Annotated in this window: 14 protein-coding genes; 6 read left to right on the top strand and 8 right to left on the bottom strand. The window is 71.1% G+C overall.

What is annotated here, in order from left to right; genetic code table 11:
- Nucleotides 1-19: 19 nt before the first annotated feature.
- On the top strand, nucleotides 20-406 hold the full coding sequence (locus ACTWOL_RS23800; RefSeq protein WP_474298790.1) for an SCO4983 family protein: 387 nt from the start codon (nucleotides 20-22) through the stop codon (nucleotides 404-406).
- A gap of 741 nt (nucleotides 407-1,147) precedes the next feature.
- Here ACTWOL_RS23800 and ACTWOL_RS23795 read toward each other — a convergent pair.
- Nucleotides 1,148-2,959, bottom strand: a complete 1,812-nt coding sequence (locus ACTWOL_RS23795) for a phosphoenolpyruvate carboxykinase (GTP) (RefSeq protein ID WP_474301245.1) — start codon at nucleotides 2,957-2,959, stop codon at nucleotides 1,148-1,150.
- A gap of 206 nt (nucleotides 2,960-3,165) precedes the next feature.
- Between ACTWOL_RS23795 and trhA the strand changes: the two genes are divergently transcribed.
- From trhA to ACTWOL_RS23775, 4 genes are all read left to right on the top strand, one after another.
- On the top strand, nucleotides 3,166-3,843 hold the full coding sequence (gene trhA, locus ACTWOL_RS23790) for a PAQR family membrane homeostasis protein TrhA (protein WP_474298789.1): 678 nt from the start codon (nucleotides 3,166-3,168) through the stop codon (nucleotides 3,841-3,843).
- 78 nt (nucleotides 3,844-3,921) lie between these two features.
- Nucleotides 3,922-5,079, top strand: a complete 1,158-nt coding sequence (locus tag ACTWOL_RS23785) for a CU044_5270 family protein (protein ID WP_474298788.1) — start codon at nucleotides 3,922-3,924, stop codon at nucleotides 5,077-5,079.
- Between the two features lie 249 nt (nucleotides 5,080-5,328).
- A complete protein-coding gene (locus tag ACTWOL_RS23780; RefSeq protein ID WP_474298787.1) occupies nucleotides 5,329-6,447 on the top strand; it encodes an acyltransferase family protein in 1,119 nt (372 codons plus the stop codon).
- Between the two features lies 1 nt (nucleotide 6,448).
- Nucleotides 6,449-7,225, top strand: a complete 777-nt coding sequence (locus ACTWOL_RS23775; protein ID WP_474298786.1) for a GDSL-type esterase/lipase family protein — start codon at nucleotides 6,449-6,451, stop codon at nucleotides 7,223-7,225.
- Between the two features lie 56 nt (nucleotides 7,226-7,281).
- On the opposite strand, the gene ACTWOL_RS23770 is transcribed toward ACTWOL_RS23775, so the two are convergent.
- The 5 genes from ACTWOL_RS23770 to ACTWOL_RS23750 all read right to left on the bottom strand — a co-directional run bounded on the left by ACTWOL_RS23770 (nucleotide 7,282) and on the right by ACTWOL_RS23750 (nucleotide 16,212).
- Entirely contained in the window at nucleotides 7,282-9,738 is a 2,457-nt protein-coding gene (locus tag ACTWOL_RS23770; protein ID WP_474298785.1) for a galactose oxidase-like domain-containing protein, read from the bottom strand.
- Nucleotides 9,735-10,985: a glycosyltransferase gene (locus tag ACTWOL_RS23765; RefSeq protein ID WP_474298784.1), complete on the bottom strand. Its 1,251-nt coding sequence runs from the start codon at nucleotides 10,983-10,985 to the stop codon at nucleotides 9,735-9,737. Before ACTWOL_RS23765 ends, ACTWOL_RS23770 begins: the two co-directional genes overlap by 4 nt.
- Nucleotides 10,982-12,619 carry a phospholipid carrier-dependent glycosyltransferase gene (locus tag ACTWOL_RS23760; protein ID WP_474298783.1) on the bottom strand — a complete coding sequence of 546 codons (1,638 nt, stop codon included), beginning with the start codon at nucleotides 12,617-12,619 and terminating at the stop codon, nucleotides 10,982-10,984. The genes ACTWOL_RS23765 and ACTWOL_RS23760 overlap by 4 nt, the downstream gene beginning before the upstream one ends.
- Entirely contained in the window at nucleotides 12,616-13,872 is a 1,257-nt protein-coding gene (locus ACTWOL_RS23755; protein ID WP_474298782.1) for a glycosyltransferase, read from the bottom strand. The genes ACTWOL_RS23760 and ACTWOL_RS23755 overlap by 4 nt, the downstream gene beginning before the upstream one ends.
- Before the next feature lie 222 nt (nucleotides 13,873-14,094).
- On the bottom strand, nucleotides 14,095-16,212 hold the full coding sequence (locus tag ACTWOL_RS23750; protein WP_474298781.1) for a thioredoxin domain-containing protein: 2,118 nt from the start codon (nucleotides 16,210-16,212) through the stop codon (nucleotides 14,095-14,097).
- A 425-nt stretch (nucleotides 16,213-16,637) separates the two neighbouring features.
- Between ACTWOL_RS23750 and ACTWOL_RS23745 the strand changes: the two genes are divergently transcribed.
- Entirely contained in the window at nucleotides 16,638-17,225 is a 588-nt protein-coding gene (locus tag ACTWOL_RS23745; protein WP_474298780.1) for a response regulator transcription factor, read from the top strand.
- Between the two features lie 61 nt (nucleotides 17,226-17,286).
- On the opposite strand, the gene ACTWOL_RS23740 is transcribed toward ACTWOL_RS23745, so the two are convergent.
- On the bottom strand, nucleotides 17,287-19,152 hold the full coding sequence (locus ACTWOL_RS23740; protein WP_474298779.1) for an ATP-binding cassette domain-containing protein: 1,866 nt from the start codon (nucleotides 19,150-19,152) through the stop codon (nucleotides 17,287-17,289).
- Between the two features lie 59 nt (nucleotides 19,153-19,211).
- Nucleotides 19,212-21,263 carry an ABC transporter ATP-binding protein gene (locus tag ACTWOL_RS23735; RefSeq protein ID WP_474298778.1) on the bottom strand — a complete coding sequence of 684 codons (2,052 nt, stop codon included), beginning with the start codon at nucleotides 21,261-21,263 and terminating at the stop codon, nucleotides 19,212-19,214.
- Nucleotides 21,264-21,305 lie beyond the last annotated feature (42 nt).

The raw sequence follows: 21,305 nt of genomic DNA, 5'->3' as shown, positions 1-21,305 counted from the left end.
GTGAGGGAGGCCGTCCACCATGTACGAACCGATACGCTCCAGATCCGTCCACTCGACGGACGTCGCCTCCGACTTCCCCCACCGCAGCCGGGAGGAGGAGCTCGACATCCAGCTCGCGGGTCATCTCGCCGCGCTCCTCGCGGTCACCGACGAGCTCGGGCTCGAGACCGAGGCGGAGCACATCGCCACCCAGGTCGCCCGGCTCCGCGGCACCCCGCCGGTGCGGCACGCGGGTCTCACCGGTGCCGGACCCGAAGCCCTGCACGAGCGCGCCCTCGCACTGGCCGGGCGGGCCCTCGTCGTCGCCGCCTCGCGCGCCGACACCGCCGCCGCGATTCTGTCCGCCGAGCGTATGGACGCCCACACCGCCGCGCTGCACCGGACGCAGCTGGTCGGCACCCTCTGACGGCCCCGGTCCGCGGGCCGCGGAGGCGCGCGGACCGGGTGCCACCCAGCGTTTCCTGGGCCCGGGCCCAGACCCTTGGGGGCGCGCCCCCGGGGGGTCCGTCCTCAGGCGGCGGACGGCCTTGGTGTGGGCCGGGGCCTTGGCGCCGCACCGGGGTGTCCGTCCTCAATCGCCGGACGGGCTTGTTGTGTGCCCTCTACCGTTGCGGCGGCCGGTGTGTCCGTCCTCAATCGGCGGACGGCCTTGAAGGTGTGGCCGGTGCGTTGGGGATGGGGGTGGTGGGTGGTGGGGGCCCCTCCGGGCTCGTCCCCTTCGGGAGCGGCGGCGTCGCCGTGATCCGCATCGAGGCGGGCTGTATGCCACCACTCCGTCCGGGGGGACCCCCATTGTGGCGCGCAACCCGAGCGGTGCCACAACGGCAGGGGTAAGGCGCGACGTAAATCATGCCGTCCAGGGCGCGAGGCCCGCAGCGGCACCCAACGCCCAGCACACGCACCGGGCAAGCCCGCCCAACCAAGCCCGTCCGGCGATTGAGGACGGACACACCGGCCGCCACCTAGGCACCGGCAACCCACCCAGCCCGTCCGGCACTTGAGGACGGACACACCGGCCACGCCCACGCCAGGGGGCAACCCCCGACCACGCAAGGCCGTCCGCCGCCTGAGGACAAACACAAAGACCGGGCCCGCCACCGTACGCCGTTGTACGGTGCGGGCCACGGTCTCAGCTCCGAGTGGGGGTTCAGCCCAGTCGGGCGACCAGCGCGCGGTACTCGTCCCACAGCTCCTTCGGGGTGTGGTCACCGAAGGTGTTGAGGTGCTCGGGAACCAGCGCAGCCTCCTCGCGCCACACGTCGGCGTCGACCTTGAGGAGGAAGTCCAGGTCCTCCTCGGGCATCTCGAGGCCCTCGGTGTCCAGCGACTCCTTCGTCGGCAGGATGCCGATCGGGGTCTCGACGCCCTCGGCCTTGCCTTCCAGACGCTCCACGATCCACTTCAGCACGCGACTGTTCTCGCCGAAGCCCGGCCAGACGAACTTGCCCGCGTCGTTCTTGCGGAACCAGTTCACGTAGTAGATCTTCGGCAGCTTGGCGGCGTCGGCGGTCTGGCCGACCTTGATCCAGTGGGCCATGTAGTCGCCCATGTTGTAGCCGCAGAACGGCAGCATCGCGAATGGGTCGCGGCGCAGCTCGCCGACCTTGCCCTCGGCGGCGGCGGTCTTCTCGGAGGCGACGTTCGCGCCGAGGAAGACACCGTGCTGCCAGTCGAACGACTCCGTCACCAGCGGGACGGCGGAGGCGCGGCGGCCGCCGAAGAGGATCGCCGAGATCGGCACGCCCTTCGGGTCCTCCCACTCGGGCGCGATGATCGGACACTGCGACGCCGGGACGGTGAAGCGGGCGTTCGGGTGCGCCGCCGGGGCGTCCGACGCGGGCGTCCAGTCGTTGCCCTTCCAGTCGGTGAGGTGGGCCGGAGTCTCCTCCGTCATGCCCTCCCACCAGATGTCGTTGTCGTCGGTCAGCGCGACGTTGGTGAAGACCGCGTTGCCCCACAGGGTCTTCATGGCGTTGGCGTTGGTGTGCTCACCGGTGCCGGGCGCGACGCCGAAGAAGCCCGCCTCGGGGTTGATCGCGTAGAGCCGGCCGTCCTCGCCGAAGCGCATCCAGGCGATGTCGTCGCCGATCGTCTCCACGGTCCAGCCGGAGATGGTGGGCTCGAGCATGGCGAGGTTGGTCTTGCCGCAGGCCGACGGGAAGGCGGCGGCGACGTACTTGGGCTCACCCTGCGGCGGCGTCAGCTTGAGCACCAGCATGTGCTCGGCGAGCCAGCCCTCGTCGCGGGCCATGACGGAGGCGATGCGCAGGGCGTAGCACTTCTTGCCCAGCAGCGCGTTGCCGCCGTAGCCGGAGCCGTAGGACCAGATCTCGCGGCCCTCGGGGAAGTGCGAGATGTACTTGGTGCTGTTGCACGGCCACGGCACGTCCTCCTCGCCCTCGGCGAGCGGCGCGCCGAGCGTGTGGACCGCCTTCACGAAGAAGCCGTCGTCGCCCAGCTCGTCCAGGACGTCCTGGCCCATGCGGGTCATGGTGCGCATGGAGACCGCCACGTAGGCGGAGTCGGTGATCTCGACGCCCAGTGCGGAGAGCGGAGAGCCGAGGGGGCCCATGCAGAACGGGACCACGTACATGGTCCGGCCGCGCATCGCGCCGCGGAAGATTCCCTGCTCACCGGTGAAGATCTCCCGCATCTCCGCGGGGGCCTTCCAGTGGTTGGTCGCGCCCGCGTCCTCCTCCTTCTCGGAGCAGATGAAGGTGCGGTCCTCGACACGGGCCACGTCGGAGGGGTCGGAGGCGGCGTAGTACGAGTTCGGGCGCTTGATCGGGTCCAGCTTGCGGAACGTGCCCTTGGCGACGAGCTCCTCCGACAGACGGTCGTACTCGGCCTCGGATCCGTCGCACCAGACCACCCTGTCCGGCTGCGTGATGGCTGCTATCTCATCCACCCAGGCCAGAAGTTCCCGGTGGTTGGTGGGGACGGTGCTGGGAGCCGCGATGTCGCGCGCCACGATTGCTCCTAAATGAGGGGTTTGAAGTTTGTTGCCCCGTGGGGGCTGCGACCCGGATGCTTCGTAGCCGCTCATCCGGTGCCGACCGCACTCATCTGATCATCCGTGCCGCCTGCCCATATGTCCAGAGGACGTCTCACGTGAGCATGGCCACTCCGTGCCGCAAGTTACGGGCGCGTAGGTAGCATGCCGCCATGACAGCAGCCGCGCCCGAAGTGCACGAGATCGAATCACCACCGGTGAAACCGCGGCTGCGGGGATGGCTCCACGCCGGGATGTTTCCCGCCGTCACCGTCGCGGGCATCGTGCTCACGGCCCTCGCGGACTCGACCCGCGGCCGGATCGCCTGCGGTATCTACGTGATCACCGCCTGTCTGCTCTTCGGTGTGAGTGCGCTGTACCACCGAGGCACCTGGGGCCCGCGTGCCACGGCCGTACTGCGCCGGCTGGACCACGCGAACATCTTCCTCATCATCGCGGGTACGTATACCCCGCTGACGCTGCTCCTCCTACCGGACTCCACCGGGCGGGTGCTCCTGTGGGCGGTCTGGGCGGCAGCGGTGGCGGGAATCGCCTTCCGGGTGTTCTGGGTGGGCGCGCCCCGCTGGCTCTACACCCCGTGCTACATCGCGATGGGCTGGGCGGCGATCTTCTTCCTGCCGGACTTCATGCGCAAGGGCGGCATCGCCGTGCTGGTGCTCGTGATCGTCGGCGGACTGCTCTACAGCGCGGGCGGGGTGGTCTACGGGATCAAGCGGCCGAACCCGTCACCGCGCTGGTTCGGCTTCCACGAGGTCTTCCACTCGTTCACGCTGGCCGCCTTCGTCGTCCACTACGTGGGAATCTCCCTGGTGGCGTACCAGCACTCCTGAGCTGCGCACTCCTGAGCTCCGATATGGCGTGCGTCACTTTCCGGGAACGAGTCCAGGTCGGCCGGACAGTCCCATGGCATGGAGCTGAGTATGCGCGCCCGGATGCGGGCGGGAGATCCCGACACGTTCGGGTCTCTCTTCGATGACTACGCCCGGGCCGTGCACAGCCATGCCTTCCGGCTGACCGGCGACTGGTCGGCAGCCGAGGACGTGCTGTCCCTGACGCCCACCCAGGCCGAGCGCGAGGAGCTGGCCCGGCTGCTGCCGGTCCCGGTCGAGCGGGACCTGCCCGGACGCCACCACGGGCTCCTGAAGGACCACCTGGTACGCGAAATCCGGCACAGCGCCGACGCCGCCACCCCCGAGCCCCGTACCCGGCATCGTCGCCGCCTGATATTCGCGGCCATCCCGCTGGCCGCAGGTGCCATGGCTGTCGCACTGGTCGCCGGCGGTGTGCTCGACCGGCACTCCACCACGGGCCCCGGCCCGGCCGTGGCCTCCGGCCCGTCGGCACCCGGAACCGAGGCCACACCGGCTGTGGCGCTGCTGGACCGTATCGCCACCGTCGCCGCGTCCAAACCCGCGCCCACCGTCCGCGACGACCAGTACGTGTACATCGCCACCAAGCAGGCTTCAAGCCTGGACAGGATGCACTTGCGGCAGGTCTGGCTTTCGGTCGACGGAACCCGCCCCGGCCTGCTGCGCGAGCATGGCGAGAACGTGGAGCTGGTCGACCGGTGGACGGACGACGCCGGGCGTCTTGTCACCGGGGATCTCCCGGCACCCTCGCTGAGTAACCCGACCTACCGCTACCTGGAGTCGCTGCCCACCGACCCCGACGCGCTGCTGAAGAAGATCTACGACGAGGCCGGGGGCGCCGGAGACGGCCGAGACCAGCGGGCGTTCGAGACGATCGGCGAGCTGATGTGCGAGCAGCTGGCGCCGCCGAAGGTCAGTGCGGCCCTGTACAAGGCCGCAGCCAAGATCCCCGGCGTCACCGTCGTGGGTGATGCCGTGGACGCAGCAGACCGCCACGGCATCGCCGTCGCCCGCGTCCAGGGCTACGAGCGCACCGAGTGGATCTTCAACAAGCGCACCCTGGAGTTCATCGGCGAGCGCAGCGTCTTGATCAAGGACAGTGGCAAGACCGAGTCCGGCCAGGTCACCGCCACCACCGCGGTCCTGAGCCGCAGCGTCACCGACAAGCGCGGACAGCTCCCCGGCCTCGGAAGCTGACGAAGCATTGCAGCGATGCCCGAACGGCTCAGTTCGGGCACCCCCTCGCCGGCGACACCTCGTCCGCCCAGACGGCCGGACCGCAGTCCGAACCATCCACGCGTTGCCGCTGCCGGCGCCCGTGCGCACTGCATACACGAGGTGCCGTCCGAACCGTCGAACTCGCGACAGGACCCCCTTCATGGACGCGCTGAACTGTGCTGCCCTGCTCACCCGTCTGCCATCCCCGTACGCACGTCAGGTGCGGCCATGACGCTCCAGGCGATACGCACCGACACAGCCGCGGCCCCGCCGGCACCAGGGTCCGCGCTGCTGCCCTCCCTGACCGGCATGCGCTGGGCGGCGGCGTTCGTGGTCTTCGTCTACCACGTGCGGAACTTCGGGTACTTCGGCGGCGAGAGCGCCCGCATCGTCGACTGGGCCTTCGGAGCCGGCGCGACGGGAGTGTCGTTCTTCTTCATTCTGTCCGGCTTCGTGCTGGCGTGGTCGGCCCGTCCGGGAGACAGCGCCCGGGTGTTCTGGCGGCGGCGGATCGCCCGGATCTACCCGGTGCACCTGGTCACCGCGGCGACTGCCCTGGTGCTGGCCCTCGCCCTGGTTCCGGGCCTGCGCCCGAGCGGCCTGCCCGAGGCGGTGTCGAACCTCCTGCTGGTCAGCTCGTGGAACTCGCAGTGGTGGCAGGCACTGAATCCGGTCAGCTGGTCGCTGACCTGCGAGGCGTTCTTCTACGCCGTCTTCCCCGCCCTGTACGCGGGCCTGCGCCGCCTGAGCCCCCGCGGCCTCACCGCCCTGGCGATGTCATGCACCGGGGCGGTGATCCTGCTGCCCTGGGTCAACTCGTATCTCGCCCTGGGCTGGACGCTGTACTCGTTCCCGCTCGCCCGGCTCCCCGAGTTCGTCCTCGGCGCGGCGATCGGCCGTCTGGTCCGGATCGGGGCGTGGCGCGGTCCCGGGTCGGAGGCGGCCATGGGGCTCACCCTCATCGGCTACTTCCTCGCGCATCAGCTGCCCGGCGGCGGCAGCTATGCGGCGTTCACGGTGATCGGGCTGGCCTGTCTCATACCGGCGGCGGCACTCAATGACGTGCACGGCGCCCGGTCGCTGTGGCGTCGCCCGTGGATGGTCCGGCTCGGTGAGTGGTCCTTCTCCTTCTACATGATCCACATCCTGGTCATGCGGGCAGCCGAGCAGCTGCTCGGCAAGCGTCCCGAACTCGGGACAGGGGCCGCCCTGGCTCTCGCCACCGCCGTCTTCGCCGTGTCACTCGGCCTGTCCTGCGTCCTGTACCGCTGGATCGAGCTGCCCGGCAGACGCTGGATGCTCCGAGGACCCCGCGCCGCGGGACGTCCGGTCACGAGAGGACGCTGACATGGCTCCGGTGCTTACGCGATCCCGAGCCCCGTGGCTCGCGCCTGCCCTGTTCAACCTGTGCGTGCTCCTGACGGTCACCGCACTGACCGTCACCGCGCAGACCGGCGCGTCCCCCGCTTCGTCCGCCCCTTCCCCTTCCTCCGGCCGGGACGTAGTGGTGATCGGCGCATCGGTCTCGGGTGGACACGGCACCACAACGGGCGCGGCCTGGCCCGAACAGATGGACCGGCGCCTCAAGAACGCCGGCTCACCCGTATCGGTGGTCAACGCCAGCGTCACCGCCACCCGGCTGCTCACCAGGAACGACGACGGCAATCCCAGCGCCCTGGAACGCCAGGAACGCGACGCGCTCGCGGTCCCCGGCGTGCAGACCATCGTGCTCACCGATGTCATCAACGACATCCAGCAGACGCCGCACCAGTACGACCCGCAGGCGATCATCGGGGGGTTCAGGAAGTTCGTGGCACGCGCTCACGCTCGCGGCGTCCGTGTCGTCGCCACGACCATCCCGCCGTACAACGGATTTCTCCGCTACGAGCAGGCAGGCGAGCGCTGCCGCCAGGCCGTCAACACCCACATCCGCCGCAGTGGCCTCTTCGACGGCGTACTGGACTTCGACGCCGCCCTCAAGGACCCCGCCGATCCCACCCGTATCCGCCCCGCGTTCGACTCCGGGGACCATCTCCACCCGAACGACCGCGGACACCACGCCATTGCGGAGGCCATCGACCTCCGCCAACTCACCACCAGCGGACCGGTGCAGCGCCGCCGGTGAACGACTCCGGCTTCGGCGGGCGGTATCCGAGCCGGTCCGCCCGCCGAACCGGTGACCTACCTCCCCAGATCCCCCTTCCCGCAGATACGGCCGTCCCGGTCCGGGTCGAGCCGCAGCGGGTCGCCCCTGCCGTTGACTTTCAGCCGGCCGTATCCGTGCGAGGCCAGCCAGTCGCAACGGGACTTCGTCGTCACCTTCACCGGCTTCGGGAAGGCCAGCGGCACGCACACGTTCGCGGGACCGTAGTGCCGGTCGCAGCCCGCGATCTTCGGGCTCACGGGCACCGACGCACGCTTCTGGGCGTTCTTCCCGGGCGACGTGGATAGGTCGCCCGCGAAGTCGTGGACGTGCGCGGACGGTGCCTGGTGCGCGGAGGGGGCGTGCGCGGCACCTGCCCCGGCGGCTCCCAGGTGCACCCACTCGGCGACCGTCGGCAGCCCGTTCGCGTCCACCCCGAAGAGCATGTACCAGCCGGGCGGGGCGAGGTTGGGGTTGCCGGTGACGTTCAGATCGACGGTCCGGTCGTCGATCACGCTCAACGGCAGGTCCACGAAACGCTGGTTGGGGTCCGAGGAGTGAGTGACGGCCGCCGGGCGGATCAGCTCCGCCTTGGCGATCGGCCGGTCGACGGTGATCCGCTGGGTGTCCCCGTACTGCCACTGCCTGTCGCTCACCGAAGTGATGCGCGGGCGCGGCCCCTTGAGGAGGTAGGGCGGGGTGTAGATCGACACGTTGTGGTTGTACGTGCCGTTGCCGGGGTTGTCGCCGACGGACATCACCCGGCCGTCGGGCAGCAGGAACGCCGACGAGTGGTACGTCCGCGGAACCGGGTCGGCCGCGAGCCCCTCCTGGTACGTGTTCGTCGTCGGGTCGAAGAACGAGGCCTCGTACACCGGGTCGGCCCGGTCGTGCAGTCCGCCGCCGGTCTCCAGCACCTTGCCGTCGGGCAGCAGTACGGCCGAGACGAACATCTTGCCCTCGTCACCGGTCTGCGGACGCTTGCCCTGACCCTGGTCGACCAGGCCCTGCGGAAGCGGCGGCCCGGCCGTGTACTGTGGGCTGGGCTGCTTCAGGTCGATGATGTCGGTGAGCCTGTTGGCCACCGGGTTGGTCTCGTTGTTGCCGCCGCCTATGGTCAGCACCCGCTGGTCCTGCGCCGGGGGCAGCAGCACGCTGGCGCTCTCGTCGCGCTGGTCCTTGTTCCGAAGGCCCGGCACATCGGTGATGGTGTTGGCGTCGTAGTCGTAGACCGAGGCGCCGGTGCCCGGGGTGCCGTTGCCGAAGACATGGCTGCCGGAGTAGAAGAGCCGGCCGTCCTGCATCAGGATCATCGACGGGTACAAGCCCCAGAACGACCAGGTCTGGTTGACCTGGTGGAGCGGCAGCCACTTGTTCTCGGCCGCGGAGAACTTCTCCGCGGTCACATTGCCCGTCGAGTCCTCCTTCAGCCCTCCGAAGGAGATGACGTCGCCGTTGCCGAGGACCGTCGCCGACGGGTACCAGTGCCCGCCGTTCATGTCGTTGGTCCTGGTGTACGTCTCGGTCGCGGGGTCGAAGATGTACGAGTCCTTCAGGCCCTGGTAGCCGATCCTGCCGTCGGCCGACGGATAGCCCTTGTTGCCGCTCATCACCAGCACCCGGCCGTCCGACAGCTGGACATGTCCGGCGCAGAACATGTCCGCAGGCGTGGGGATGTTCTTGTACGTGCCCGCCACCGGGTCGTAGACGGCGGACGTGAACGTCCCCGCCGCGAACATCGTCGGGTCGTTGCCGGAGCCCGCGATCAGCAGCACCTTGCCCCCGTGCAGCACGACGGAGTGCATCGACCGCACCGGGTTCTTGGTGGGCATGACGTCCCACCGGCCCTTCGCGCACTCCTCCGCCGTCGCCGTGCACACCGGGTCCGGCGCGGGCGGGGCGACCTCCTCCATCACATAGTCGTCCGTCGTCACACTGCCGGGGCCGAAGACGGAGACACCCCAGGTGATCTGGTCCGTGTTCGGTGGGACGGCGGGCGTACGGACCTCGCTGCGGGTCCAGCCGGACTCCATCGGCAGCGTCCGCAGGTCGGTCCAGTACTGCCAGCCGGCGGTGGTGTCGTGCCGGAAGAGGGTGAGTGCGGTGTCGGGGGTCGTGGACTTGTACCAGAACGACAGGTCGTACTGCCGCTCCGGGACGACCTGGGGAGCGCAGGCCGCGGTCTCGGTGATCAGGGCCTTGCGGTCACCGTCGACCCGCCGGGTCAGCTCGACCTTCATGGCGGCGGAGCCGGTGTGCGCGTCCGTGGTCGTGGTGAAGGTGAAGTCGTTGTCGCCCCAGCCGGACTTCTCCCAGCAGTGCGGCATGCCGTCGCCCGTGCCCGCGGTCTCGAAGCCGGGGTTCTTGACGAGGTTGGGGCCCGCGGTGGCGGCCTGTGGGACCGAGACCAGCAGGGCCGTCGTCACGGCGGCGACGGCACCCAGCACAGTTGTCCTGCGGGCGGATGAGCGCGGTCTGCGTAGGGATGGACTCAACTGGTGCTCCTTGCTGTGCGGCTCCGGTCGGTACGGCTCCTGCGGGGCAGATAGACCAGCGCCTCGGTCCCGATGAAGCGCAGGGTGAAGGTGGTGAGCAGCGCGAGGGCGGTCGCGGGCAGCACGGCGAGCTTGAACTGCGTCACGAACAGGGCGATCAGCGGGATGCGCAGCACCAGATCGGCGTTGGCCAGCAGCGCGAACCGGCCGACACGATCCGCCCAGTGACGGTGGTGGCGCCGGTCGCGGAACAGCAGCACCTCGATGAGGAGGAAGTTCCAGATCACACCCAGCTGGTTGGCGAGGATCTCCGCGGGCAGATAGTGCACCCGCGCCCCGACCAGCAGATGCAGGGCCAGCAGGTTGGGCACGAAACCGGTGAGCCCGATCAGCCCGAACGCGATCATGCGGGCGAGCGGCGATGCGGTGCGCAGTTCGACGAGATGCCTCAGGAAGCGCACACCCTCCTTGGCCGTCGACTTGGACTCGCCCGCGAAACGGTCCTGGAAGTCGAACGGCACCTCGGCGACGGCGGCGGGGCGGCAGCGCACGGCCAGTTCCAGCAGGATCTTGTAGCCGAGGGGCTTCAGTGCCTCCGCCGTCACCGCGGCCCGGCGGATCGCGAAGAAGCCGCTCATCGGGTCGCTGATGCCCCGCAGGGAGCGCGGGAAGAGCCCCTTCGCCAGCCAGGTCGCGCCCCTCGACACGGCCACCCGGTAGCCGCCCGCCAGCCCCGCGCGACTGCCGCCGGGAAGATAGCGGCTGGCCACGACGAGATCGGCGGACTCCTTCTCACCGGTGGCGACGAGATCGGGGACGAGGGACGGCGGATGCTGGAGGTCGGCGTCCATCACGACGATCCAGTCCGACCCGGCCGCCTTCATCCCCTCGACGACCGCTCCACCGAGCCCGCCGTCGGGCGACTCCCGGTGGATGACGGACACCGGGAAGGGGCAGTCTCGCGCGGCGTCGGCGATCACGGCGGGGGTGTCGTCGGTGGAGTCGTCGACGAACACGACCTCGCAGGGCAGTCGCGCGGGCACCGACTCGGCGAGCCTGCGCAGCAACTCCCGTACGTTCCCCGACTCGTTGAAGGTGGGGATGACGAGGGTGACCGCGCCAGGCTCCGCCACGTCGCGCGGCGCCGCCCTACTGTGCGCCTCCGTGTCGTGCGCCTCCGTGAGCGCTTCGGCGGCGTCGGCGGCGGGATCGTCCAGTCCCCCGACTCCTGTGTGCTGGGGCGTCAATTGCGTTCAGCTCCCCCGACTCTGCGGATCTCGATCCGGTCCTCGCCCGTGCCGAAGACGGCGACGGGTGTCGAATGCTCCAGCGCCGCCTTCACCTTGGGCAGGTCGCGCGCGTCTCGCCGCACCGTGGGCGACGCGACGACATAGTCCAGGTCACGCCAGCCGCCCGGCATCGTCCTGGTGACCGCCGGGTCGAGATCGGCCTTGTAGAACCAGATCGCGCCGAGACCGGGCTCGTACCCGGCGTGCACCAGGTCCAGCCAGAGCGCGTCGTCGACGAGGACCCGGGTGCGGGCCGGTTCGGCGACCTCGGACGCCAGCCAGGAAGCGGCCGCCCGGTAGGAGGCGTTGGCGTCCGCGGTCATCGCCGTGCGGTCGCCCTCGTACCAGCGCGGCACGGTGTACACGGCGGCACCGGCGACGAGCAGCACGGCCACCACCCGGCGGGCAAGGGTCAGCGAGCGCCGCTCTCCGGCACCCCGGCGTCTGTTGAGCACCGCGTGCGCCACGCTGGCCGCGCCGCCCGCCAGCACCAGCGCCAGGAACGGCAGCGCCTGGATGACGTACATCGCCGGCAGATAGCCGGAGCCGCGCATCGCGACCGCCGTCAGGATCGCGACCGCGAGGGCGGGACCGGCGAGGGCCCGTGCGGTCACCGACCAGCGCAGGGTGACCAGCAGCAGCGCCGCGCCCGCGACACCGCCGACCGGCAGCACCCGGTCGTAGTACAGCCAGGACCGCAGCACACCGTTCGACCCGGTGCCCTCGGTGAGGATGAAACCGGAGCCCGGCCGGCTCATCTGGTACGTGATGCCCTCCCACAGCGACACATGCCCTTCGCCGGGGACCAGTTCGCCCTTGAGCAGGGCGAACAGCGGATACGAGAAGCCGATCAGCGCACACGCCGTGACCGCGCCGGTGACCGCGAACTTGCGGGTGTCCCGGTGGCTGAAGCGCCACATCGTCACCAGCAGCGCGGGCAGCACCACCAGCATGGTCTCCTTCGTCAGCACACCGACCGCCGCGGTGAGCCCCGCCGCGAAGTGGTGCCATAGATGCCGGCTCGGCGATGCCGCGAGACAGAACGCCAGCAGCATCCACATCACGGCGAGGTTGTCGAGGAAGATCTCCCGCTGGAGGACGACGGACAGCGGAGACAGGCCGAACAGCACCATCGCCAGCCCCGCCGCCCAGCGCGGCAGCCACAGCCGTCGCGCCAGCACATACAGCAGCACGGCGCTGACTGCGCTGACCAGCAGCATCGCCCCGCGCATGGTGGCGACGGTCATCGAGTCGGGCGCGATCAGCGAGGGTATCCAGGTGAGCGCCGCGATCTGCAGCCAGCCGAGGGGCGGATGGTCGTACCAGTAGGTGTAGTGGGCGAGTCCCTTGCCCTGCTGGACCGCCCAGGCCTGGGCCAGGTACGTGCCCTCGTCGTCGCTCAGGGTCGGGAACCGCCCGATGTTCCACCCCTGCACCAGCAGGATCGCCACCAGCAGCGCCCCGCACAGCAGCAGATCGGGCCGTGAGGAGCGGAAGCGGACCACGGGCCGGACGGTCAGACGCCGTTTGGGATCGGCAGGACGGACGGGCGACGCCTCCGGGGGCGCCTGCGTGGTCAGGGTCGAGCTCACGCGTGGACGTCCTCTCGGGAAAGGTGCGCGCCGACATGGCTGGTCAGCTCCCAGCCCCGCTGGCCCCGCTGTTCACGCCACACGGCCCGCACGGCCGCGCCCGCAAGGAGCAACTGGTAGAAGGGGCCGCCGGCGATGAGCTTGAGGTAGTGCGCGAAACGGACCCTGAGCCCGTACTGGGCACCGAAGTCGTGCAGCCCGACGATCTCGAAGACGAAGGTCACCAGGGCCGTGATCAACGGCAGGAAGGTGACGAAGGCGACCCCGACGGGCACGTCGAGGAGGAGGGCGATCGCCACGTTGAACGGGATGACCAGACCGGTGAACGCCTGCATGAACGGGGTCATGAGCGTGTGGCGGGCGAGCATCCGCTGCCCGAGCGTGGGCAGTTGCCTCCAGTCCTTCTTCCGGTAGACCTGCAGGAAGCCCTGGTTCCACCGGGTGCGCTGTTTGAGCAGCGACATCAGGGAGCCGGGTGTCTCCTCCCGGGTGACCATGTCGGCGTCGTAGGCGACGACGACCTTCTTGCCCTTGCTGGACAGCCGCACACCCAGGTCGCAGTCCTCGGCGAGGCAGTTCTGGTCCCAGCCGCCGGCCTCCCGCAGCACATCGGTGCGTACGAAGACGGTGTTGCCACCAAGCGGGATGAAACCTTTCTGCGCGTGAAGGTGGAGCCGCGAGCGGAACCAGAAGAAGTACTCGAGGCAGTTGCGCAGTGAGTACCAGGACGAATGGAAGTTGATCAGCTGGACGCCGCCTTGGACCACGTCCGCGCCGGTGGCGGTGAAGGCATGGTCGACATGGGCGAGCAGTTCCGGGTGGACCTGGTCCTCGGCGTCGAAGACCCCGACGACATCGCCCGTGCAGTGCGGCAGGGCGGTGTTGAGTGCCTTCGGCTTGTTCTTGATGTCGTGGGTGTCGACCACGACCCGCACCCGGTCCGGATCACGGGCCGCGGCCAGCACGGCGACCTGCGTGGTCTCCGGGTCGTCATGCCCGACGATGACGATGATCTCGAAGTCACGGTGGGTGGATTCGAGCAGCCGGCCGATGGTGTGCTCCAGCACCAACTGCTCGTGCCGGGCGGGCAACAGCAGCGAGAACGACAGGCCGTGTGCGCCGGCCGGACTCTCGAAGCGCGTCGCCGCGAGCGTCTCGGGCGTACGCCAGGCGTGCATCTGCCACCAGAGCGTGAACGCCGCCATCCAGAAGAGCACCATGGAGACGGCGGCGATGGATATGGAAGTGAGCAATTGGCCCCCCTCAAGCAGGGTGACCCCCACCGCAGGCCCCCTTGCCCACCGCGCTCGTCTCCCTGAAACCCCCCTGCGTGCACGGCGGAACCCCGTCGTTGCGGCCCCGCGCGACGCAGCTGTGTGTCAGCTGTGAAGAGAATAGGCAGGAATCGTGTCGACGATGGCTGGTTTTGGTGAATGGCTTGTTTCGCTTGGACCACCGGGGGTATTCGCGGCCGCTTACGCCCCAGGGGTCAACTCCCCCACCAGTGCTGCTTCGTCGGTGACCGGGGCGGCACAGACGAAGTGCCGGCAGACATACGCCGCAGGCCTGCCGCCGACCAGGGGCCGGTGCGCGAGCAGCGGGAACTCACCACCGTCCGGCTCCCCGGCCGCGACGACCGCACCGGGGGCGGTGCCGAGCAGCGCGGCGCGGTGCAGCGCACGCGTCGCGGGATCGTCCTGCGGCCCGACCACGGCGACCTCACGCGGCCCGTCGAGCAGGGCCTCGGCGACGGCGAGCCCCCAGCCGACGAAGCGGGGCACCCGCGGGCCCAGTGCCTTGACCACGCCGAGCGCCTGCTCGGCGGCGGTGCGGTGGGCCTCGGAGCCGGTGTGCGCCGCATAGGAGAGCAGTGCGCCCGCGGCGGCGGTCCAGCCGGACGGAGCGGCGTTGTCGGTGGGGTCCTGCGGCCGCCGGATCAGCCGCTCGGCGTCATGAGCGGTGTCGTACAACTGCCCTTCGGGGCCCGTGAACCGCTCCAGCACGATGTCGAGAAGAAGTCCGGCGAACTCCAGCCACACGCCCTCGCCGGTCACGGACGCCAGCGCGAGGAAGCCCTCGGCGACATCGGCGTAATCCTCCAGGACGCCGGCGTTGGCCCCTGCGCGGCCGTCCTTGGAGGTACGGGCGAGACGCGCGCCGGAATCCATGTGCAGCCGTACGAGCAGATCGGCGGCCTCGGTCGCCCGCTCGACCAGATCCGGCCGCTCGAAGAGTGCGCCCACCTCGGCGAGTGCCGCGATCGCCAGTCCGTTCCACGCCGCGACGATCTTGTCGTCGCGGCCCGGCCGGGGCCTCCGCTCGCGCGCGGCGAGCAGCCTCTCGCGTACGGAGGCGAACCGGGCGGCGTCCCCTCCGGCGTCCTTGCCCGTGCCTTCCCCCGCACCCTCCCGCGCGCCTTCCGGCATGTCCTCCGGCGCGCCAGGAGCCTCCACCGCTCCGTCCTGCGGGAGTTGCAGCACGGAGGCGCCTTCCTCGAAGGTCCCCTCCTCGGTCACACCGAAGCAGCGCGCGGCGAACTCCGCGTCCTCCTCGCCCAGAACCTCGGTCAGCTGGGCGGGGGTCCAGACGTAGTACGCCCCCTCGGCGTGCCGGCCGCCGCCGTCCCCGGGGACGGCGCTGTCGGCGTCCAGGGCCGAGGCGAAGCCGCCCTCGGTGGTGCGCAGTTCCCGCACCATGAAGTCCGCGGTCTCCAGGGCGACCCGGCGGGCCGTCCCACTGCCGGTCGCACGCCACAGATGGGCGTAGACCCGGCACAGCAACGCGTTGTCGTAGAGCATCTTCTCGAAGTGCGGCACGACCCAGTGGCGGTCCACCGCGTACCGCGCGAATCCACCTCCGAGCTGGTCGTAGATCCCGCCCCTGGCCATCGCCTCACAGGTGTCGGCGGCCATCTCCAGCGCCCCCTCGGCACCGGTGCGCGCCCAGTGCCGCAGCAGGAACTCGAGGACCATCGACGGCGGGAACTTCGGCGCCCCACCGAATCCGCCGTCCACCGCGTCGTAGTCCCTGGTCAGACTCAGCAGCGCCGCGGCGGTCTCCTCCTGGCCCGGCTGCCCCTGGCCCCCGTACGCGAGCGAGCGGCCCGACAGATCGCGCACGATCTTCCCGGCCACCTCGGCGACCTCGTCCCGCCGCTCGCTCCAGGCGGAGGTGACCCCTTCCAGCAGCTGCCGGAAGGACGGCATACCGTGCCGGGGCTCGGGCGGGAAGTAGGTCCCGAAGTAGAACGGCTCGGCGTCCGGGGTCAGGAACACGGTCATGGGCCATCCGCCCTGCCCGGTGGCGGCCTGCACCGCCTCCATGTACACCGCGTCCACATCGGGACGCTCCTCACGGTCCACCTTGACGGACACGAAGTGTTCGTTCAGATACGCGGCGGTGGCCTCGTCCTCGAAGGACTCGTGCGCCATGACGTGGCACCAGTGACACGCGGAGTAACCGACCGACAGCAGAACGGGGACGTCACGCCGCCGCGCTTCCTCGAAGGCTTCCGGCGTCCACGGCCACCAGTCGACCGGATTGTCAGCGTGCTGAAGCAGATAAGGCGAGGTCACGCCAGCCAACCGGTTCATGTGGCCCAGCCTCTCACAACGCCCGACCCCATCGGCGAAGCCCGCCGGGCTCTGCCTCGCTTGGCCGAGGTGCAGTGATGCGCCCTCACGTGGTGGACGGCAGCCTCGCCGCTCGTGACAACTCGCTCGACCAGGTCAGCAGCCGCGAGCCGGACTTGCTCACGCCGGGCCCGTTCCCCGGCTGCCAAGCCACCGCCATCGTGTTCACCGATGCAGGGGGCGCCCAAACGCCTTTCGCACGCGGGTGCACGCCTGCGCACGCCCGGCGCACAGTATGAAGATTATGCGCCCCTGTGCACCCCGCAGTCCGACTAGGCCTCTGGCGACGGGGCACCGGGTTGTATGGACTGACGAGATGTGTGCGGTGCAACGGCGCCCCGTGCACGCGTGTTGGGGAGGCGACGGGGTTGATACGGGTACTGCTCGTGCATGACACCAGCCTGATGCGGTCGGCACTGACCGCCCTGCTGGGGAAGGAGGGCGACATCGAGGTGATTCCCTCCTCCTGGCGCTCCGCCGCCGTACAGGCGCAGTCACTGCGGCCCCATGTGTGCGTCGTGGACATCGACTGCCCGGGCTCGGCCATGCTCGGCGCGGTGGCCGGACTCGCCCGGCGCATCACGGAGATGGGCGCCGCCCTGCTGGTCCTGGCGACGGGTTCGCGGCCCGGTCTGCTGCGGCGCGCCTTCGACGCCGGCGCACTGGGGTACGTCAGCAAGGACGGCGGCCCGCAGCGATTACTCGACGGCATCCGCAGAGTCGCCGCGGGCGAGCGATTCGTCGACGAATCGCTCGCCTTCGGGTTTCTCCAGGCCGCCGAAGTGCCGCTGACGCCCCGCGAACTGAGCGTGCTGCGCCTGGCCGCCGAGGGCTCGACGGTGGCCGAGATCGCGCGCAGTCTGCATCTGTCCCGGGGGACCGTCCGCAACTACATGTCCGCGATCACCCGCAAGACCGGGGCCCGCAACCGGGTCGACGCGATACGGATCTCGCAGCACGCGGGCTGGGTCTGAACGGCCCGCCGGATTCGTCCCACCGCGTCCCGCCGCGTTCCGCTCGTCGGCGAGGTGGCGCTCAGGCCCCCGTGTCCTCCCAGTGCCCCACGAGGTCCCGGTACAGCTCCGAACGGGCCAGCAACTCCTCGTGGGAGCCGGAAGCGGCGTGCACGCCGTCCAGGACGAGCACCCGGGAGGCCCGGCGTGCGGAGGTGAGGCGGTGGGCGATCACCATCAGGGTGCCGGGGCGTTCGGCGAAGGCGCGTTCGGCGCGGGCCTCGGCTGCCGGATCGAGATGGCAGGTCGCCTCGTCCAGCATCACCAGCCGTGCGGGGGAGAGGTAGGCGCGGGTCAGGGCGACGAGCTGTCGCTCGCCCTGGGACAGGGTCCCCGGGCCGACCGGTCGGTCGAGGTCACCGAGGCGGCGCAGCACCGGTTCGAGCCCGATCGCCTCCACCGCGCACCGCACCGCCGCAGAAGGCGCCCCGTCGGGACACAGATAGAGCAGGTTCTCGCGCAGGCTGCCGCTGAACACATAGGCCTCCTGCGGTATCAGGACCATCGGGGCCCGCGGTTGCGGGGACGCGCACCGGCCGGGATGCCCTGCGGGCACCCCGTCGATCCGTATGTCCCCGCCGTCCGGCCGCAGCAGCCCTGCCACCAGCGCGAACAGTGTGGATTTACCGATGCCGCTGGGTCCCACCACGGCGAGGTGCTCACCGGGCTCGACGACGAGGTCGAGTCCGTCCACGACGGGCCGGGCCCCCGGCCCATAGGCGAACGACACCGATCGCAGCTCCACGCGCGGTGCCTGCACCGCCCCGCCGGCGGGGGGTGCAGCGAGGGGCGCGGCCGGTGGCGCGGGCACCCCGTCCGAGGGGCCCCGCCCGTCGGGGCGGCCGGCGAGGTGGTCCAGGATCACGAGCAGCCGGGTGCCGGCCGCGCCCAGGCCCGTCATCAGCGTGTGCAGGGCGGGCAGCAGGGCCTGGGTCAGATACGTGAGCGCCCCGAGCAGCGCCCCGGCGGTGACCCCCTGCCGGAGCAGCCACGGCGCGGCGGCGAGGAGCAGCACGATCGGCATCTGCGCGGACAGGGCGAGCGCGAGCGTACGCACGGCGGCCCACCGGGCGAGCGAACGAGCCGCCCCGGTCTGGGCGTCGATCAGCTTCCCGGCCGCCGCGGCCGTCCGTTCCTCCGCGCCGCATGCCACGATGTCCCGCAGTCCCGGCACGATGTCGCCGAACCGCTGGGCGAGTTCCTCGTCGGTACGCAGGAACTCCCGCTGTCGTGCGGCCATCGGGCCGAGCGCGGCGGTGAACAGCAGCAGACCGGCGACCAGTGGCGGCAGTACCACCGTCAGCAGCGCGGGCGCGAGGGCCGCGAGACCCAGCAGGGCTCCCGCGCAGGTGAAGACGAACGACCGCAGGACCAGGACCAGTCCCGCGAAGCCGTCCCGCGCCGCCTCGGTCTGGTGCGTCAGCCTGGACACGGCCGTGCGGTCGTCACCGGCCCCGGCACCGGCTCCCGAGACCGCGGTCCCGAGGGCGCCGGTCACGACCCGGCGGACCAGGCCGTCACGCAGCGGTTCCACGAGGTCCGCCAGCCGGCGGAACATCCGTCCGGTGGCCACCCCGCCCGCGACGATCGCCACCGCGGCGACCGCCAGCCAGACCAGGCCCGTTCCCGGCCGTCCGGCGAGGAACCCGTGGTCCAGGGCCTGGGCGATGCCGTACCCGCCGAGGAAGGTCTGGCCGGATTCCAGCAGCGACCAGCCGGCGAGGCCCAGCAGCGCGCGGCGCCGCGGCAGGAGGAACGGGCCCGCCCGGGACAGCACCCGGCGCAGCGCCCCGCGCCGGCTGCTCGCGCCGTGGTGCCGCTTCCGGACCGCGGCGGACGTGGTCCCGGCCGTGGCGGCGCCGGGCGTTTCGGCTGTGGCGGCCGACAACGACCCGGTGGTCGAATGTCCGGCCGCGCCCCCCGGCGCCCGTGTGTGCTCCCGGGCCGTCAACGTGCCCCGCCCCAAGGGTCGTCACCGTCGCCACGGTGGTCACGGCCGTCTCGGTCGTCGCCGTCGTCTCGGTCGCCGCGGTCGCGTCGGCCACGTCGGTCGTCCTGGTCACCGGTGCCGTCCTGGTCACCGCCGTCGTCTCGGTCGTCGCCGGTGTCCGTGGCGAACACGGCCCGGTACTCCGGCAGGGCCCACAGGGCGGCGTGCGGCCCGACCGCCCGGATCGTGCCGTCGTCCAGCCAGGCGACCAGATCGGCACGGGCCGCAGACGACGCACGGTGAGCGATGACCAGCCGGGTGCCGGGCCGTACGTCGTGCAGCAGCGCCCGCACGACCTGACGCTCGGTCACGCTGTCCAGGCTTGATGTCGCGTCGTCGAGCACCAGCAGCCGACCGGCATGGGCGAACGCCCTGGCCAGGCCCAGGCGTTGGGTCTCCCCGCCGGACAGCGGCGCCCTGTGGAGCGGGGTGGCGTAGCCGTCGGGGAGCCGCCGGACGAAGGGGTCGGCCCCTGCTGCCCGCGCGGCGGCGATCAGCTCGGCCCGGCCCGGCTCGTAGGGGCCGAAGGCGAGTGCGTCGGCGACCGTCGCGCCGAACAGCGCGGGCCGCTCGAAGGCGTAGCCCACCTCGCGCCGCAGCGTGTCCCGCTCGATCCCGGCGAGCGGGATGCCGTCCAGCAGCACGGTTCCCGCGTCGGGGTCGGCGAGCCGTCCGGCCAGCTCGGCCAGGACCGTCTTGCCCGCCCCCGACCGGCCGACCACGGCCAGGGACGCGCCGCCGGGCACCACCAGATCGACGTCCCGCAGCACCGGGCGCCCGTCGCGCACCACCGTGACCTGACGGAACTCCAGTCGCCCGGGACCGTCCGCTGGCGGCTTCCGCTTCCCGTACGCGATGACGGGTGCGGTCCGCACCCTGGCGATACGGCGGGTGGCGGCACGGCTGCGTACGAGTGCGGCGAGCTGTCCCACGACCGCGCCGATGCCCGCGGCCAGCGCGGCGTAGCGGACGACGGCCAGCAGTTCGCCCACGCTCAGCTCCCCCGCCGCGAGCCGCAGTCCGCCGACCGCGAGCACCGCGGTCTCCAGCAGCGGAAGCAGGACCGCTCCCCGGGCGACGGCGGTGCCGTACACCCGCCACACCTGCCGTCCGCGCAGGCCGAGTTCGGGCAGCGGTGCCAGGATCCGGGCGCGCTCGCGCTCCTGCGTGCCGGCCGCCGCGACGGTGCGCGCTCCGCCGAGCGCCTCCACCAGCCGGGCGGCGATGTCGCCCTGGACGTGCTGGTACCGCGCCACCGCCGTGGAGGTGTCGCGGGTGAACGCCCGCAGCAGCAGCACCAGCACTGGTGCTCCGGCGAGGAAGGCGGCCGCCGTCCAGGGGTCGATCAGCAGCAGCGCCACCAGTCCGCCCAGCGGGAGGACCAGGGCGGGCGCTGCGGCCGCGACGGTGGCCGGGGCCACGGCGGCTTCGGTCACGTTCCCCGTCAGCCGTGTCACCAGGTCACCGGGAGTGAAGCGGGCGGCTCCACGGGGCCCGGCCGCCAGTAAGTGCCGCAGGGCACGGTGGCGCATCCACGCTGCGGAGTGCGCGGTGACCGTGCCGGTGAGCAGGGCCGACGCGGTGTCGCACAGCAGGTCGACGACGATCAGGGCAGCGCAGAGTACGAGCCAGGTCGTGGCGTGCGGGGAGGCGTCGAGCACCAGGTCGAGTGTGCGGCCGAGCACCGCGGGCAGTGCGATCGCGGCTCCCGCCGACACGATGCCGGACACGGTGATGGCGACGACCCGTGCGGCGGATGCCCTCGCGGCGCCGCGGAGCAGCTCGCGGGCGCCGCGGATCTCCTGCGCTTGCTCCCGCTCCTGTTCCCGGTCCTGTTCCCGGTCCTGCTCCCGGTCCTGCTTCTGGTCCTGCTTCTGGTCCTGCTTCTGGTTCCGCTCGTGCTCCCGCTCGGAGGCCTCGGCTTCCTCGTGAGCCGCGGCGTCTCCTCGGAGGAGGGCATGGTCATCGGGGGTGTACGGCGCGGTGGCGGCGGACTGACTGTGCCTCATGGTCGTTCCCCGTCGTACGAGGGGCCCACCGGTCCCGGACGG

The organism is Micromonospora sp. IBHARD003, assembly GCF_056106285.1.
This window is presented reverse-complemented; position numbering and strand designations above follow the sequence as displayed.

What these genes read in the sequence shown, in the direction of transcription:
- ACTWOL_RS23800 (WP_474298790.1), top strand. Translation starts at nt 20, where the DNA reads ATGTACGAACCGATACGCTCCAGATCCGTCCACTCGACGGACGTCGCC.
- trhA (WP_474298789.1), top strand. Translation starts at nt 3,166, where the DNA reads ATGACAGCAGCCGCGCCCGAAGTGCACGAGATCGAATCACCACCGGTG.
- ACTWOL_RS23785 (WP_474298788.1), top strand. Translation starts at nt 3,922, where the DNA reads ATGGAGCTGAGTATGCGCGCCCGGATGCGGGCGGGAGATCCCGACACG.
- ACTWOL_RS23780 (WP_474298787.1), top strand. Translation starts at nt 5,329, where the DNA reads ATGACGCTCCAGGCGATACGCACCGACACAGCCGCGGCCCCGCCGGCA.
- ACTWOL_RS23775 (WP_474298786.1), top strand. Translation starts at nt 6,449, where the DNA reads ATGGCTCCGGTGCTTACGCGATCCCGAGCCCCGTGGCTCGCGCCTGCC.
- ACTWOL_RS23750 (WP_474298781.1), bottom strand. Translation starts at nt 16,212, where the DNA reads ATGAACCGGTTGGCTGGCGTGACCTCGCCTTATCTGCTTCAGCACGCT.
- ACTWOL_RS23735 (WP_474298778.1), bottom strand. Translation starts at nt 21,263, where the DNA reads ATGAGGCACAGTCAGTCCGCCGCCACCGCGCCGTACACCCCCGATGAC.